The sequence below is a fragment of the Actinoplanes sp. NPDC048796 genome (assembly GCF_040650035.1).
Taxonomy (GTDB): Bacteria; Actinomycetota; Actinomycetes; order Mycobacteriales; family Micromonosporaceae; genus Actinoplanes.
Window position 1 is genome coordinate 37431 of sequence record NZ_JBEZGO010000022.1, and the last position, 14520, is coordinate 51950.

At 72.6% G+C, this 14520-nt stretch carries 15 protein-coding genes; 9 read left to right on the top strand and 6 right to left on the bottom strand.

The annotated features are described in order from the left end of the window. Nucleotides 1-63: 63 nt before the first annotated feature. Nucleotides 64-2334 (top strand): helix-turn-helix domain-containing protein, encoded by a 2271-nt coding sequence (locus AB0C26_RS43095; protein WP_360260159.1) that lies wholly within the window; start codon nucleotides 64-66, stop codon nucleotides 2332-2334. Here the strand turns inward: AB0C26_RS43095 and AB0C26_RS43100 are convergent. Further along, complete coding sequence (locus AB0C26_RS43100) at nucleotides 2307-2948, bottom strand: alpha/beta hydrolase (RefSeq protein ID WP_360260161.1); 642 nt, start codon at nucleotides 2946-2948, stop codon at nucleotides 2307-2309. The two genes, AB0C26_RS43095 and AB0C26_RS43100, sit on opposite strands and share 28 nt — an antisense overlap. A gap of 157 nt (nucleotides 2949-3105) precedes the next feature. Here AB0C26_RS43100 and AB0C26_RS43105 point away from each other — a divergent pair, with 157 nt between their 5' ends. Further along, entirely contained in the window at nucleotides 3106-3924 is an 819-nt protein-coding gene (locus AB0C26_RS43105) for an alpha/beta hydrolase (RefSeq protein ID WP_360260163.1), read from the top strand. Between the two features lie 60 nt (nucleotides 3925-3984). Beyond that, nucleotides 3985-4704 (top strand): aquaporin, encoded by a 720-nt coding sequence (locus AB0C26_RS43110; RefSeq protein ID WP_360260165.1) that lies wholly within the window; start codon nucleotides 3985-3987, stop codon nucleotides 4702-4704. Here AB0C26_RS43110 and AB0C26_RS43115 read toward each other — a convergent pair. Continuing rightward, a complete protein-coding gene (locus AB0C26_RS43115; RefSeq protein ID WP_360260168.1) occupies nucleotides 4643-5239 on the bottom strand; it encodes a nucleotidyltransferase family protein in 597 nt (198 codons plus the stop codon). The genes AB0C26_RS43110 and AB0C26_RS43115 overlap by 62 nt on opposite strands. A gap of 50 nt (nucleotides 5240-5289) precedes the next feature. On the opposite strand from AB0C26_RS43115, the gene AB0C26_RS43120 reads away from it, so the two are divergent. Together AB0C26_RS43120 and AB0C26_RS43125 are read left to right on the top strand one after the other, a co-directional pair. Continuing rightward, entirely contained in the window at nucleotides 5290-6015 is a 726-nt protein-coding gene (locus tag AB0C26_RS43120) for a maleylpyruvate isomerase N-terminal domain-containing protein (protein ID WP_360260170.1), read from the top strand. Nucleotides 6016-6082: 67 nt separating this feature from the next. After that, a complete protein-coding gene (locus AB0C26_RS43125; protein ID WP_360260172.1) occupies nucleotides 6083-7318 on the top strand; it encodes a helix-turn-helix domain-containing protein in 1236 nt (411 codons plus the stop codon). On the opposite strand, the gene AB0C26_RS43130 is transcribed toward AB0C26_RS43125, so the two are convergent. Next, the gene (locus tag AB0C26_RS43130) at nucleotides 7292-9880 is read right to left on the bottom strand and encodes a tetratricopeptide repeat protein (RefSeq protein ID WP_360260175.1); all 2589 of its coding nucleotides are present in this window, start codon (nucleotides 9878-9880) and stop codon (nucleotides 7292-7294) included. The two genes, AB0C26_RS43125 and AB0C26_RS43130, sit on opposite strands and share 27 nt — an antisense overlap. Nucleotides 9881-10049: 169 nt before the next feature. Here AB0C26_RS43130 and AB0C26_RS43135 point away from each other — a divergent pair, with 169 nt between their 5' ends. Continuing rightward, nucleotides 10050-10229 (top strand): hypothetical protein, encoded by a 180-nt coding sequence (locus AB0C26_RS43135; protein WP_360260177.1) that lies wholly within the window; start codon nucleotides 10050-10052, stop codon nucleotides 10227-10229. Between the two features lie 3 nt (nucleotides 10230-10232). On the opposite strand, the gene AB0C26_RS43140 is transcribed toward AB0C26_RS43135, so the two are convergent. Next, complete coding sequence (locus AB0C26_RS43140) at nucleotides 10233-11162, bottom strand: class I SAM-dependent methyltransferase (RefSeq protein WP_360260180.1); 930 nt, start codon at nucleotides 11160-11162, stop codon at nucleotides 10233-10235. Nucleotides 11163-11241: 79 nt separating this feature from the next. Here AB0C26_RS43140 and AB0C26_RS43145 point away from each other — a divergent pair, with 79 nt between their 5' ends. Next, entirely contained in the window at nucleotides 11242-12402 is a 1161-nt protein-coding gene (locus AB0C26_RS43145; protein ID WP_360260183.1) for an alkaline phosphatase PhoX, read from the top strand. Here the strand turns inward: AB0C26_RS43145 and AB0C26_RS43150 are convergent. Further along, the gene (locus AB0C26_RS43150) at nucleotides 12372-12758 is read right to left on the bottom strand and encodes a hypothetical protein (protein WP_360260186.1); all 387 of its coding nucleotides are present in this window, start codon (nucleotides 12756-12758) and stop codon (nucleotides 12372-12374) included. The two genes, AB0C26_RS43145 and AB0C26_RS43150, sit on opposite strands and share 31 nt — an antisense overlap. A 23-nt stretch (nucleotides 12759-12781) precedes the next feature. On the opposite strand from AB0C26_RS43150, the gene AB0C26_RS43155 reads away from it, so the two are divergent. Together AB0C26_RS43155 and AB0C26_RS43160 are read left to right on the top strand one after the other, a co-directional pair. Continuing rightward, a complete protein-coding gene (locus tag AB0C26_RS43155) occupies nucleotides 12782-13570 on the top strand; it encodes an alpha/beta hydrolase (RefSeq protein WP_360260189.1) in 789 nt (262 codons plus the stop codon). 18 nt (nucleotides 13571-13588) lie between these two features. Then, nucleotides 13589-13894, top strand: a complete 306-nt coding sequence (locus tag AB0C26_RS43160) for a hypothetical protein (protein WP_360260192.1) — start codon at nucleotides 13589-13591, stop codon at nucleotides 13892-13894. Here the strand turns inward: AB0C26_RS43160 and AB0C26_RS43165 are convergent. Then, a complete protein-coding gene (locus tag AB0C26_RS43165; RefSeq protein WP_360260195.1) occupies nucleotides 13845-14516 on the bottom strand; it encodes an HAD-IA family hydrolase in 672 nt (223 codons plus the stop codon). The two genes, AB0C26_RS43160 and AB0C26_RS43165, sit on opposite strands and share 50 nt — an antisense overlap. Nucleotides 14517-14520 lie beyond the last annotated feature (4 nt).

The following is a 14520-nucleotide window of genomic DNA, read 5'->3' on the forward strand; positions in this document are numbered from 1 at the left end:
AAAGGACGAAGAACGACCTGCGTGCGAGGCTGTGACCCGGACATGACCTGGGGGATGCACACGATGACGGACGACGACGTCCCGTTCGGCGCGCTGCTGCGCCGGTTACGGCTCGCCGCCGACCTCACTCTCGAACAGCTCGCCGAGGCCTCCGGCGTCAGCGACCGGGGGATCAGCGACATGGAACGCGGCGTCAGCCGCAGCCCACGCGCCCGCACGATCGAGGCGATCGCCGACGGCCTGCGGCTCGGCCCGGACGAGCGGGCCCGGTTGCTCGCCGCGGCCCGGGCCGGCCGGGCGATCAGCGCGCCGGTGGCCGGCCTGCCGTTGCCGCGGCGGGTCAGCGACTTCACCGGCCGCGCGGCCGAACTCGCCCGGATCAGCCGGTGGACGTCCGCGGCGAGCGCCGCCACACCGGCGCCGGTGGTGGTCGTCAGCGGTCCGCCCGGCGTCGGCAAGACCTCCCTGGCCGTGCAGGCGGCCCAGGCCTGGCCGGCCGACCAGCAGCTGTTCGTCGACCTGCGCGGCCTCGACGACAAGCCGCTCACGACGGCCGCCGTGCTCGGCAAGCTGATCCGCGCGCTGAGCCCCGACCAGAGCGCCGTGCCCCGCGAGCTCGACGAGGCGGCCGCCCTGTGGCACACCCTCAGCCGTGACCGGCGCCTGGTCGTCGTGCTCGACAACGCCATCAGCGAGGCCCAGGTACGCCCGGTCCTGCCGCCGCACGGCCCGGCCGTGGTGCTGGTCACCAGCCGCCGCGCCCTGAGCGGTCTCGAGGGCGTACGCCGCCTGCGGCTCGACGCGCTCGACGAGAGCGACGCCGTCGCCCTGCTCGCCGCGATCCTCGACGATCCGGCGGCACCCGCCGACAGCCTGCGGCGCATCGCCGAGCTCTGCGTCCGGGTGCCGCTGGCCCTGCGCATCGCCGGTAACCGGCTGCTCAGCCGGCCCGGCTGGACCCCGGCCGACCTGATCGCCCGCCTGGCCGCCCAGGAGCGCCGCCTCGACGCTCTCGCCGCAGGCGACCTGCAGGTCAAGGCCGCGTTCAACCTGTCGTACCAACAGCTGTCCGGGGTGGCCCGGCGTCTTTTCCGCCGCCTCGCCCTGGTGCCGGGCCCGTCGGCCGGCGTCGAACTGGCCAGTGTCCTGGTGCAGGAGCCGATCCCGGTCACCGAGGACGCCCTCGACGAACTGGTCGAGCTGAGCCTGCTTCAGCAGCGGCCCGACGGCCGCCTCGAGTTCCACGACCTGCTGCGCCTGTACGCCCAGGGCGAGCTGGAGCGGGAGGAGGGCGCCGCCGACCGGGCCGCCGCCATCCGCCGCCGCGACGACTGGCTGCTCGACACCGCCACCCACGCCGGGCTGTACTTCGAGCCCGGTCAGCGCTCCCGGCCGGCCGGCTGCCCGTTCACCACCGGCGCCCAGGCCGGCGACTGGCTGCGCCGCGAGGCCGAGAACTGGCTGCCCGCGCTGCAGACGGCGGCCGCGGCGGGGCAGGACCGGCGGGTCGTCGAGGTGGCCGACTCGCTGCACTGGTTCTCCGACGGATGGGCCAACTGGCCGCACTGGCTCGACGTCTTCAGCCTCTCCGTGGGCGCCGCCCGCCGGCTCGGCGACGACCGCCTCACCGCCATCCACCTCGGCTACCTGGCCTGGGTGCACATCGTCTGCCTGGGCCAGCCGGAGATCGCCCTGGACCGCGCCCGGGAGTCCCTCGACTACGCCATCCGCTCCGGTGACGACCAGCAGATCGCCTGGGCCCACTACTACATCGGCTGGGCCCTGAGCCGCCGCCGGCGCTGGGACGAGGTTCTCGAGCACGCGCGGGAGGCGGTGGCCGGCTTCCGCGCCGTGAACGACCGGGAGGGACTGCCCAACGGGCTCACCCTGTGCGCGCTGGCCGTGCAGGGCCGCGGCCCGGCCGACGAGGCGATTCCCCTGTACGAGCAGGTGATCGAGGCGGTGACCGACCCGGCGACCGCGCCGCCGGCCCACATCGCCCTGTTCATCGAGACGGTCTCCCGTTCGTTCCTGGCCAACATCGAGATCGCGGCCGAACGGTGGCCGCGGGCGCTGCAGCGCGTCGACGAGTCGATCGCGGCCGCCGAACGCCTCGAGCATTCGCTGGAGCGCCTGATGACCGCGCGGTCGCAGCGGGCCCTGGTCTTCGCCCGGCTCGGCCGGATGGAGGAGGCCCGTCAGGAGCTGGCGGCGGTACGGGATCTGATGGAGCGCAACGGCAGCACCGAGCCCCGGCCGGGCGCGCTGCGCGACCGCCTCATCGAGGTCGAGTCCCTGCTGGCCGCCTACGACGCGCAGAACTCCAGCAGGTAGCGGTTGACCAATGCGGGGAAGGCCCGTCCCAGCTCGTGCGGGCCACCCGGAATCACCTCGTAGCGCAGGTCGGCCACCAGGTCGGGCAGCCGGTGCGCGGTCGCGTCGATCGGCAGCAGCCCGTCCTCGTCGCCGTGCAGCAGCAGCACGGGCACGTCGACCCGGCCCAGATCGGCCCGGAAGTCGATGCGCCCGGCGTCGCCGAAGCCCCGCCCGGCGCGGGCCTCGATCGCGGTGACGCCGGCCTCGTCGACGCCCTCCGGGTTGTCGGCCGCGCGTAACAGGAACGGGGTGACCCCGGCGACCAGCACCACCTTGCGGACCCGCCCCGAGCCGTGCTTGCCGAGGTAGCGCACCACATCACCGGCACTCGCCGAGGAGCCGGCCAGCACGCTGCCGGTCAGGTCCAGATGCTCCAGCAGCGCGTCCAGGTCGGCGGCGAGCCCGTCCACCCCGTACTCCGGGGAAAGCTCGGACCGGCGGTCGAAGCCGATCACCCGGTGACCCGCGGCGCGCAGCGCCCGGGCCTGTTCCTCCCAGCCCGCGCCCACCAGCACGACCGGGCGGCCAGGGCCCTCGTCGCTGTAGCGGAGGCGGTTCCGTACGTACGGCACCGGTCAATTGCACGACCTCGGCCCCCGGCGCGCCAGGAAGTTTGCACGCAGATTGATCTAGGGCTAGTCACCGGTCATCGGTCGGACGACGGTCGCGCTGGCGCAGGCAGTCAATTGACCGATGCAGGCGGGGCCGCCGCGCAGAAGTCTCTGACGCATGCCATACATCACCACCACCGACGGTACCGAGATCTTCTACAAGGACTGGGGTACCGGACAGCCGATCATCTTCAGCCACGGCTGGCCGCTCAGCGCGGACGCCTGGGACGTGGAGCTCAAGCTCGCCGCCGACAACGGATTCCGGGCCATCGCCCACGACCGGCGCGGGCACGGCCGCTCCTCGCAGAGCTGGCTCGGCAACGACATGGACACCTACGCGGCGGACCTGGCCGAGCTGGTCGACGCGCTCAACCTCAAGGACATCATCCTGGTCGGCCACTCCACCGGCGGTGGCGAGGTCGTCCGCTACGCCGCCCAGCACGGCGCGGGCCGGGTCGCGAAGATCGCCACGGCCGGCGCGGTGCCGCCCGTCATGGTGAAGTCCGAGACCAACCCCGAGGGCACCCCGATCGAGGTGTTCGACGGCCTCCGGGCGAGCGTGCTCGCCGACCGCTCGCAGTTCTTCAAGGACCTCTCGGAGCCGTTCTTCGGCATCAACCACGGCTTCGACGTCTCCCAGGGCCAGCGCGACCTGTTCTGGAGCCTCGGCATGCAGATGAGCCTGAAGGGCGCGTACGACTGCATCAAGGCGTTCTCGGAGACCGACTTCACCGAGGACCTCAAGGCGCTCGACGTCCCGGTCTTCATCGCCCAGGGCGACGACGACCAGATCGTGCCGGTCAAGGACGCGGCCGAGAAGGCCATCAAGCTCGTCAAGAACGGCACGCTGAAGCTCTACAAGGGCGCGCCGCACGGCATCGCCGGCTCGTACCAGCAGGAGCTCGACAAGGACCTGCTGGAGTTCTGGCAGAGCTGAGCATCGTCCGCCGGCGGCCGGCCCCGGCCGCCGGCTTCACCCTCGCATCGGAGGTCTCCCTTGGCTACCGGTCTCCACGGGCACCGCATCGGCGCGGCCCTTCTGCATTCCGCGGTGGCCGAGCTCGCCGGCACGTTCATCCTCGTACTCGGCATCATCACCACGGCGATCCTCCTGCCCTTTCCCGTCGTGCCGTTCGCGGGCGCGGCGGCCCTGCTGATCGGCGTGGCCGCGTTCGGCCCGGTCAGCGGCGCCCACTTCAACCCGGCGGTCACCGTCGCCCTGGCGGTCACCGGCCGCTTCCCGTGGCGGCAGGTGCCGCTGTACGTGGTGGCCCAGTTCGCGGGCGCCCTGCTGGCCGCTCTGGCCGCGTGGGGCGTCGAAGGCTCCCGCACCCACGGCGCCCTCGGCGCGACCGCTCCGGCAACGGGGGTGAGCGGTCCGCGCGTCCTGCTCGTCGAGGCACTGGTGACCTTCATCCTGGTCCTGGTGATCGTCGCCGTGGCCACCGACCGGACGGTCCCGCGGGCCGGCGCGGCCCTGGCCATCGGAACCGCCCTGGGCGTGGCCATCCTGATCAGCGGCCCGATCACCGGCGCCGGCGTCAACCCGGCCCGGGCGCTGGGCCCGATGCTGATCGCCGGCCGGCTGACCGACTGGTGGGCCTACATCGTGGGCCCGCTGATCGGCGGCATCGCGGGGGCGGCACTGTGGTCGCTCATGCCGGCCACTCCAGCACCCGCAGTGATGGCCACTGCCGACGCCACCGCTCGGTCTTAGCCTCGTACACGTGGCGCGGGGCCAGGACGGGATTGGGCCGTACGACGAGATTGAACACGTCGGCGAGCCCGTGCGGCGCGTACACGCGCCACCGCCCGTCCGGCTCCAGCCGCACCCCGAGACAACAGGTGGTCGCCGCGAACGAGTCGATGGCGGCTTCGCAGGAGTCGTACGGCGGGCACGGCACCCCGAACTTCTCCTCGTACCAGAGATGCACGCGCGCCTCGTTCCGGACTTCGACCTCGACCTCGGCCGCGGCCGCCGGTCCGGCGAACGCCTTGATGACCCGGTCCTCGGCCTCCCAGGACAGGTCGGTGTCGTCGAAGTAGAAGACGTCGTAGTCCTTGATGCCCTCGGCGGGCGGCCGGTCCGTGACGACGTTCCACACCGTCTGGAACAGGCAGCCGGCCGTGACGTACCAGTTCGGCGGCCCGACCGCGTTCGCCGTCTCGAGCACCTGGAGCAGCGTCTGGTTGCGGGAGAGCGTGGTGCGGAGAGCGGCGAGCTGCTCGTGCAGCGGGAGACGTCCGTACATCCGCCAATAATCGCTTCCCCGCGACCGGAACCCGATGGTAGACACCCCACGTGGACTTTCCTGATCTTCTGCGCCTGATCGACGAGCGCGCGACCGCCTTCCGCGCCACGATCGCCGCGGCCCCCAGCCTCGACCTGCCGGTACAGGGCTGTCCCGGCTGGACCCTGAGGGACCTGGAGGAGCATCTGGCCAACGGCCGCCGCAAGTGGGCGAGCATCGTCGCGGCCGGCCCGGCCGACGCGCCCCCGCCGCAGCCCGCCGAGCCGGCCGAGTTCGCCACCGCGACCCGGGCCATGCTGGACGCGCTGGAGGAGGCCGGCCCCGACCGCGAGTGCTGGGGTTGGTGGGGCGACTCGCAGTCCCCGTTGACCACCGGCGCCGCGGCCCGCCATCAGCTGCAGGAGATCGCGGTGCACACGTACGACGCCCAGCTCGCCGTCGGCGCCCCGCAGCCCCTGCCCACCGAGGTGGCCGTGGACGGTGTGGAGGAGTTCCAGGTGACGTGCTGCGCCACCACGAGCCCATGGCCCCACGAGCCGGCCATCGTCGACTACCGGACCACCGAGGGCCCGGCCTGGCGCCTGTACCTCTCCGCCGACGGCGCCCGGGTCGAGCGCCTGCACGCGCCGAGCGACGTCGCGGCGTCCGCGTCCGCCGAGGCCTCGGCCAGCGACCTGGTCCTGATGTTCTACAACCGCCTCCCGATGACCACCGCCAAGCTCGACGGCGACCCCAAGATCTTCGACCAGCTGATCGCCTGGGACCCGACCGCCTAGCCGGTGACGTGCGGCGGCTGATCGGCGGGCCTAGTCTGAGGGTGCCCCGGAAGGGAGGGCACCCGGGTTGGACGAGCTCCCCATCGGCCGCCGTGTCGCGTACTGGCGTGGGCGGCGCAAGATGTCGCAACAGGTCTTCGCGGATCGGCTCGGGAAGTCGAAGAGCTGGGTCGACAAGGTGGAGCGTGGCATCCGGCGGCTGGACAAGTTCACCGTCGTCTACGAGATCGCCGATGTCCTGCAGGTCGACGTCCAACTGCTGCTCGGCCGGGAGGCCGAGCGCCGGCCGGACGGGGCCGGATTCGTCGATCCGATCGAGGTGGAAGAGGTCCGGGCCGCGATCGAGCGATACCAGCAGATGGACGACTACTTCCGGCCGTCGAGGGCGGCGCCGCCGCCGTTGCCCGGGCTCCGTCAGACGCTGGACCATGCCTGGCTGACCTACCAGCACGCCAAGTACGGCGCGCTCGTGCGCATGTTGCCCCGGCTCCTCGGCGACGCGCAGGCCGCCGCCGGCACCCGGGCCGGCGGCGCGGACGGCGACGACACCACCCGGCTGCTCAGCGAGGTGTGGCAGGTGACGTCCGCGGTGATGCGCAAGGCGGGCGAGACCGAGCTGGCCAGTATGGCCGCCGACCGGGCGATGTCCGCGGCCTACCGCGGCGGTGACCCACTGCTGATCGGGGTCAGCGCGCGGCTGGTCGCGGCCTCGCTGCTCGCGGCCGGCCGGATCCGCCCGGCCATGGAGATCAGCATGGTGGCGGCGAACCGGCTGGCCGACTCCGGCGACCCCGCGCGGCTGGCGGTCTACGGAGCGCTGCTGCTGCAGGGCGCCCTGGCCGCGGCCCGGATCGGCGACAAGGCCACGGCGAGGGAACTGCTGGACGTGGCGGCGGCCGCGGCCGGCGCGCTGGGCCGGGACGCCACCTACTACTGGACGTCGTTCGGGCCGACCGAGGTCGTGGTGCACCGCGTGGCGGCGTCGGTCGAGCTGGGCGACGGCGAGGCCGCCGTCCGGGCCCATGCCGGACTGGCCGAGGAAGACCTGAGCGGCCTGGCCGTGGAACGGCAGGCGGCCCACCTGATCGAGCTGGCGAGGGCATCGGTGCAGCTCGGCGAGCCCGACCGGGCCGCGGAGTTCCTGCTGCGGGCCGACCGGCTGGCCCCGTCGGAGATCCGGGCCCGCCCGTTCGCGCGCGAGGTAGTGAAAGACGTCGTCACCCGGATGCGCCACCCGGGTTCGGCCACGGCCGAGCTGCAAGCGCTGGTCGAGGAACTAGGACCGGTTCCGGAGATCGGCTGAGGCGGCCGGCATCCCGTCGTCGGTCAGCCCGAACCTCGCGACCGCCTTCGCCGTGGCGATGCCGTCCCTGTCCTGCCGCATCTCGGCGAGCACCGACATCGCCATCGTGTCGCCCCGGTTCGCCGCTTCGAGGGCGAGCGCGTACGCCCGATCACGTTCACCGGCCTGCTCCGACAACCTCGCCAGCGCCGCGAGCGCGGTCAGGTCACCGGCCTCGGCCGCTTCCCGGTAGAACTTCACGGCGCCCGCCGGATCGTCCGCCTCCTCCCGCAGCTCAGCGAGATCCCGCAGGGCGGCGGAGTCGCCGCCGGCCAGAGCCCGGCGAGCGAACCGTGCCGCCCCGTCGTGGTCGCCGGCCAGTTCCCGCAGCCGGGTCGAACCACGGAGCGCGCCGGTGTCGCCGGTTTCGGCGGCTTCCTGGAAGAAGCGTTCGGCGTCGGCCATCCGGCCGCCCTCCTCGCGCAGCTCGGCGAGGGCCTGGAGGGCGCTGGAGTCGCCGTCGGCCAGAGCCCGGCGGGCCACTCGTTCCGCTCCACCCTGGTCACCGGCCCGTTCCCTCGTCCGCGTCAGACCACGGATCGCGCTGGAGTCGCCCAGGCGGAGAGCATGGACGGCGATGGCCAGGGCGCCTTCCTCGTCGCCCGCCCGCTCCCGCATCTCGGCCAACACCGCGAAGGCGTTCGTGTCACCACGCTCGGCGGCCTCCCTGAAGAGCGCCTCCACTCCGCGCTGGTCATTCGCGCGCTTCCGGATGACGGCCAGGTCGCGCAGAGCCATGAGGTGCCCCTTGTCGGCGGCTCGCCGATAGAGCGACACCGCCGTGCCGAGGTCGCCGGCCTCCTCCCTGCGCCAGGCCAGGTGCCACAGCGCGACGACATCTCCGCTGTCCGCCGCCCTCCGGTAGAGATCGTCGGCGCCCGCGTGGTCGCCCCTCTCGTCAGCCATCCTGGCCAGCGATCGCAATGCCATGCTGTCGCCGCTCTCGGCGGCACGTTGATACAACGCCGTTGCCTCGTCCCGGTCCCCGGCGCATTCCAGGCGCCACCCCAACGGCCCCGAGGCGCTGGTGCTCCCGAGATCGACCGCACGCCAATAGAGCTGGACAGCGCGTCCGTATCGCATCCGGGCCTCGGCTTGCGAGCCGAAGCGCCGCAGGACGTCCGGATCGGTGAGGGACGACGCCGCCTGCCAGAACGTCTCCGGAGGGAAGACGGCCGCTCGGTCACGGCGGCCGGCCTGCTCGACGTAATCGGCGAGTTTGTACGCCGGTGACCTCGGCTCGTCGTCGGACCGCGGCCGGAAAGGGACCAGCGGCCCGGGAACTCCGTGGCACGGCGCGGCCGTGAAGGCCGATGCCTGCTCGAACCAGTCCTCGGGTGTCAACTGCCATTCGTCGTCGTCCAGATAGCCGGGCGCGGCGTGCTCCAGAAGCGATCGCGGAATCATCGGGCCGTGACCGAAACGCCGGAGGTCGATCGCGGCGTCCATCAACGCCCGGGCCGCCGGCGGGGCGATCTGGTAGCGCTGGATCAAGCCCGGAACACCGGCCAGATACTGCGTTACCCGTCCCTTCTGGGCGAAGGCCGCCGCCTGCCGCAGCCGCGGATCAAGGTCTTCGCTCTGGCGAAGCCGGCTCAGGTCGGTCGTGGTGAAGCGATCCGGAACAGGCAGATCGGTGCCGGCCAGCAGTTCGCGAGCCTGGGAGTGCGGGTCGGGGTGTCCGGGCGACGGCGGCGCGGTCAGCTTCGCCCAGAACTCGGGCCACATCGTCGCCACCACCAGGATCGGACGCCGCGAGTCGTCCGTCAGCGCCTCGCGGATGGCCGCGGCGATCCGCTCGCCCACCGACGGCCCGGCGGTGATCAGGTAGTGCTGGGCGTCGTTCAGCCAGATCACGGTGCGGGGGGCGACGTCGTCCAGGGCCGCTTTCAGCGCGTCCGGTCGTGACGGGCTGATCGGATGCCACAGGAGCCATCCAGCCGGAAGCGCCTGGACGGCCTCCCAGCCCGCTCGGGTCTTGCCCGTCGACGACCCGCCGACCAGGGTGACGATCCGGCTCTGGCCTCGAGCGGCGGCGCCGACGACCTCCCCGAGCAGGGCATCGTGAGGTCGCCGCACGTACGCCGGCAGGGCCGGGAGGGCGGTGCCGTGCTCCGGACTCTCGATCGCCTTGTGCACCTCGAGCGCTATCGCGTTGCACTCGGCGATGGCCCTGCCCAGGGCCGGCGGCACGGGGTCGAGGTCGGTCTTGTCGCGATGGGCCTGCCGCTCCCGCTGGGCTTCTCGATGCAGCTCGAGCCACGTTGACAGCTCGCGCGGGCGATAGCCGTCGCTTGCCCGCGGTTGCAGGTATTCGACGAGGAAACGCACGATGGCCGGGTCGGCCGGAACCGCCTTGGCGCCGAACCAGTCACTCAGCCGCTGGTTGGTGATCGGTGATTGCAGCCGCTGAGCTTCCGCCCGCCGCGTCAGCGTGGTGTACGAGACGGAACGGGTGGCCCGCCGCAGCTCCGCCAGCGCGGCGAAGAACCGGCCCGCGGCCGGTGAGCCGTCCGCGTTCATCGCCGACCACGACCGTGGTCCGCCATGTGTCCGGGCCCGGACCGCACCGGACAGCGGGCTACCAGACTTGACCTGGCCATGGGACAAACGTAGCCGACACCCGCTTGGCGGACCCCTCCCGGACAGCCGAGAACGGAGGGCACCCACGAAGCCGAGTCAGGGAGTCCTCATGTCCAGGGTGCTCAATGTGATCCACGACGGAACCCTCGCCGTCGGTGTCGGCACTGCCCTTTACGCGGTTTCGGTCACCGCCGCCGCCGTGACCGCGTTGACGGCGCCGAGCCGGGAACGGCGCCGGGATGCCCGGGCGGTGCTCGCCCTCCTGGTGCGTAACCGGCGGTCGAGCTGAACCTCAGGTGGCCGGTGTCAGCTGGAAGTGCCAGATGATCTGGCTGGGCGTGCCGTTCCAGGCGGCGGCGGTCGCGGCCGGGACGATGTCCTGCAAGGACCACGGCCACAGGTCCCACGGACCGGTCGCGAACTCGCCGGGCATGGCCCGGTCGACGTCGCCGGACATGCGGGGCTCCTCGCACCGCCGGGGTTGCAGGCCCAGCGGCAGGGCGGCGCCCAGGTAGTCGCTGGTGCGGTGGCGGAAGGCGGGCAGCAGGCCGGGGTCGCCGCCGGCCGAGCGGACCCGGGGTACCGACCCCAGGGCCACGAGCTCGTGGTGCACGTCGCTGATGACGAGGTGGCCGCCCGGTCGCAGGACCCGGGCGAGCTCGGCGAACACCGGGCCCAGGTCCGGCAGGTGGGTCAGGGCCAGCGCGCACACCACCACGTCGACGTGGTCGTCGGGGACCGGCAGGTCGTGCAGGTCGCCCGGGCGCAGGTCGGCGGTGGGAACGCGGTCGCGGGCGTGGGCCAGCATGTCGGGGGAGCTGTCGACGCCGATGACCTGGTGACCCCGGGCGGCCAGGTACGCCGTGTAACGGCCGGTGCCGCAGGCCGCGTCCAGGGCCACGCCGGGCGGCACGGAGTCGAGGATTTCGTGGACGATCGGCTCCTCGATAGCGAACAGGCCATTGCCCGGCTGGTCGTAGGTGGCGGACCACACCTGGTATCCGCTGACCGTGTCGACCCGGGCCGCGGTGACGCCCTCACCCTTCAGCGTGGGGCTGTCGAGCAGGCGCCGAATCTCGCTGACGCGCGCTTCGAGGAAGTCCCGGTCGTAGTCGCCGGCGAAGGCGCGCAGCAACGCGACGCCTTCCAGCCCCAGGGTGTAGGCGAGCGGATGTTGATAGACCACCCGGCGAACGTAGCGGCCGCCGGCGGACGGGTCCATCGGATATCGCCGGCTCGGCAACTATCGACGTTCATCTAATTCTTGGACGGTTGTCACCGGCGTACGGCTGAATGTGGCCATGGATCGACGAACGATGTTGCGAGCGACGGTTGTCGGCGCGGGCTCGGTGGCCCTGCCCTTCACAGCGTGGTCGGCGGCGTACGGGGCGCCGGCGCAGACCGCCACCGGGCCGTACGGCCCGCTCCAAGCCGCGGACGCCCGTGGCCTTCAGCTTCCGGCCGGGTTCACCAGTTCGATCGTGGCCCGGTCACGGCAGGCGGTGCCGGGCACGTCGTACGTCTGGCACGACGCCCCCGACGGCGGGGCGGTCATCCCGAACGGCAGCGGCTGGATCTACGTCTCCAACTCCGAGGTCAGCTCGTCCGCCGGCGGCGGCGCGTCCCGCATCGTCTTCGACTCGGCCGGTGCGGTGACCGGCGCTTCCAGGATCCTCGCCGGTACGAATCAGAACTGCGCCGGGGGCAAGACGCCCTGGAACACGTGGCTGTCGTGCGAGGAGGTCGCGCTCGGGCGCGTCTACGAGACGTACCCCCTGGGTGGCAGTGCCGTCGTCCGGCCCGCGATGGGCCGCTTCAAGCACGAGGCGGCGGCGGCCGACCCCGTACGCAAGGTCGTGTACCTCACCGAGGACGAGCCGGACGGCAAGTTCTACCGCTTCGTGCCGGCCGTGTGGGGCGACCTGTCCGCCGGCGTCCTGCAGGTCTTCGTGGCCGGCTCCGCCACCTCGGGCACCTTCACGTGGGCGAACGTGCCCGACCCGGACGGCTCGCCGACCGTGACCCGGTCGCAGGTGTCCGGCGCCAAGACGTTCAACGGCGGCGAGGGCTGCCACTACGCCGACAACACAGTCTGGTTCACGACGAAGGGCGACAACCGCGTCTGGCAGGTGAACTTGACGGCCGGCACGTACGAGCTGGCCTACGACGACAACCTGGTCAGCTCCGGCCGCGCCCCGCTGACCGGCGTCGACAACGTGACCGGTTCCTCCTCCGGCGACCTCTACATCGCCGAGGACGGCGGCAACATGGAGATCTGCCTGATCACCCCGGACGACAAGATCTCCCCGTTCCTGCGCGTCACCGGCCAGAGCGGTTCCGAGATCACCGGCCCCGCCTTCACCCCCGCCGGCGACCGCCTCTACTTCTCCTCCCAGCGCGGAACCACAGGCACGTCCGCGGGCGGCATCACCTACTGCGTGACCGGCCCGTTCCGCCGCTGACCGAGGGACAGGCGTATCGCGAGGTCTATCTCTTCCATCTTCTCGGGTGGCAGGGTGCCGACGTATTCGGTCAGCGCGTCCGGGGTCAGGGCCGTCCGCCACGTGCAGAAGATGTGGGTGTCGTGGGGGAGGGCGACGCGGATGGCCCCCGCCGGTGAGAGGTCGAGCAGCACCTCGATGCCGGCGAGGCCGGCCGGCCTCTCCCGTTCCGCTTCCGCCGGGGAAAGCAGGGTGTAGCCGCGTTTCTGGGCCTCGGTGGCGGGTGCGACGACCTGGATGACATCCAGGTCGTCGGAGAGCAGCAGCACCGGCCACTCGTCGTCGAGGGTCGACCGCCACACTTCGCCGCGGTTCATGGGGCTCCTGGTTGGATGGTCGCATGAGTGGGCCGGAGACTTTCGAGCTGACGCTGCCCGAGGGACGCGTTCTACGGTATTGCCTCTACGGGCCGGTGGACGGGCGGCCGGCCGTCTTTCACAGCGGGTCGCCCAGCAGCCGGTGGAAGCGGCCCAGCCTGGTCGCGGGCATGGCGCGGAGCAAGCTTCGGCTCCTGGTCTACGACCGGCCCGGGTACGGCGGGTCGACGCGGCAGCCGGGGCGGGCCGTGGCCGACGCGGCGGCCGACGCGCGGGCGCTCGCCGACGCGTACGGCTGGGAAAGGTTCGCCGTCTTCGGTGGCTCCGGGGGTGGGCCGCACGCGCTGGCCACCGCGGCCCTGCTGGGGGAGCGGGTGACCCGCTGCGCGGTTCTGTCCGGGATCAGGCCCCGCGAGTCGCCGGCCGACGAGGCGGCGCTGCGCGAGCGGCAGGCCGAGAGCGCGGCGCACATCCTGGGGCAGATCGAGGCGGGCGGGCCCGAGGTGCCGTGGGAGCCGGGAACGCCGGCCCGGGACGATCCGGCGGCGATGGCCCGGATCCGGGCCACCTTCACCGACAGCATGGACGGGTGGGTGGACGACAGCCTCGCCTTCGCGCGGCCGTGGGGTTTCGACGCGGCGCGGATCGGCGTGCCGGTCGGTGTGTGGCGGGGGACCGCCGATCCGGTCGTCGGCCCGGAGAACGCCGAGTGGATGCTGACGAGCATTCCCGGCGCGCGTGGGCACGTCTATACCGGAGGGCATGTGCCGGGAACCGAGGTGTACGAGGAGATCTACGACTGGCTGAGCTGACGCGTGTACGGTCGGGGCATGCGCGTCTCCACCGCCGCGGTCACCGCGGCCTCCCTGATCGGCGGGTGGCAGGTCGCCCGCAGCACCGGTGTCCGGCCCCTCGGCGGCGCCGTCCTGGCCGCCGGCGGTGTGCTGGCCGGGCGTGAGTGGGCGCGCCGCACCAGCCCGGCCGTGACGGCGGGGCTGGTCGCGACCTACCTCGGCGCGTTCGGCTTGTCGCACCCACTGGCCAAGCGGATCGGCGCGTGGCCGTCGGTGCTCGCCGTCTCGGCGGTCACGGCCGCCGCCTCGTACGCGCTGGCAGACCGGAAAGCACCTCGCTGAGGCTCGCCGCCGCCGCGCTCGGCAGGAGCACGTCCGCCGCGCCGAAGCGGGACGCGGGCACGTACGGGTTGGGGATGGCCACGCAGGGCAGACCGGCCGCCTGCGCCGCGGCGACGCCGTGCGGGGTGTCCTCGAACGCGACCGCCCGCACCGGGCCCAGCCGGTCGAGCGCGAGCAGGTAGACCGCCGGGTCCGGCTTGTGCGCGGCCACCTCGTTGCCGCAGGCCAGCACGTCGATGCCGGCGATCAGCCCGGCCCGTTCCAGGAGCCCGCGGACGTGGTCCTCGTGCGAGCTGCTGGCCACCGCGAGCCGCAGCCCGAGGCCGCCCGCCTCGGCGAACCACTCCCGGATGCCCGGCGCCGGCTCGAGTTTCTGGTTCAGGGTGAGACGGTGCGCCATGCGGCGGGCGTGACTCGCCGCGCGGTCGTATCCGGCGCCGACGGCGGCGGCCAGCGCCGCGTACCTCTGCTCGTTGACGTCACCGCCGTGGTTCGCGAAGAACCCGTGTTCGGTGAGCTCGAGCCCGTGCTGGCGCCACTCGTGACGCCAGCTCTCCAGCAGGGTCGTCTCGGTGTCCATCAGGAGGCCGTCGAAGTCGAAGATGAGCGCGTCGATCGTCACCGCC

Bases quoted from the DNA above. Each gene is read 5' to 3' on its own strand.
- AB0C26_RS43130 (WP_360260175.1), bottom strand. From the start codon at position 9,880: ATGAACGCGGACGGCTCACCGGCCGCGGGCCGGTTCTTCGCCGCGCTG.
- AB0C26_RS43150 (WP_360260186.1), bottom strand. From the start codon at position 12,758: ATGAACCGCGGCGAAGTGTGGCGGTCGACCCTCGACGACGAGTGGCCG.
- AB0C26_RS43135 (WP_360260177.1), top strand. From the start codon at position 10,050: ATGTCCAGGGTGCTCAATGTGATCCACGACGGAACCCTCGCCGTCGGT.
- AB0C26_RS43105 (WP_360260163.1), top strand. From the start codon at position 3,106: ATGCCATACATCACCACCACCGACGGTACCGAGATCTTCTACAAGGAC.
- AB0C26_RS43140 (WP_360260180.1), bottom strand. From the start codon at position 11,162: ATGGACCCGTCCGCCGGCGGCCGCTACGTTCGCCGGGTGGTCTATCAA.
- AB0C26_RS43160 (WP_360260192.1), top strand. From the start codon at position 13,589: ATGCGCGTCTCCACCGCCGCGGTCACCGCGGCCTCCCTGATCGGCGGG.
- AB0C26_RS43115 (WP_360260168.1), bottom strand. From the start codon at position 5,239: ATGTACGGACGTCTCCCGCTGCACGAGCAGCTCGCCGCTCTCCGCACC.
- AB0C26_RS43145 (WP_360260183.1), top strand. From the start codon at position 11,242: ATGGATCGACGAACGATGTTGCGAGCGACGGTTGTCGGCGCGGGCTCG.
- AB0C26_RS43155 (WP_360260189.1), top strand. From the start codon at position 12,782: ATGAGTGGGCCGGAGACTTTCGAGCTGACGCTGCCCGAGGGACGCGTT.
- AB0C26_RS43095 (WP_360260159.1), top strand. From the start codon at position 64: ATGACGGACGACGACGTCCCGTTCGGCGCGCTGCTGCGCCGGTTACGG.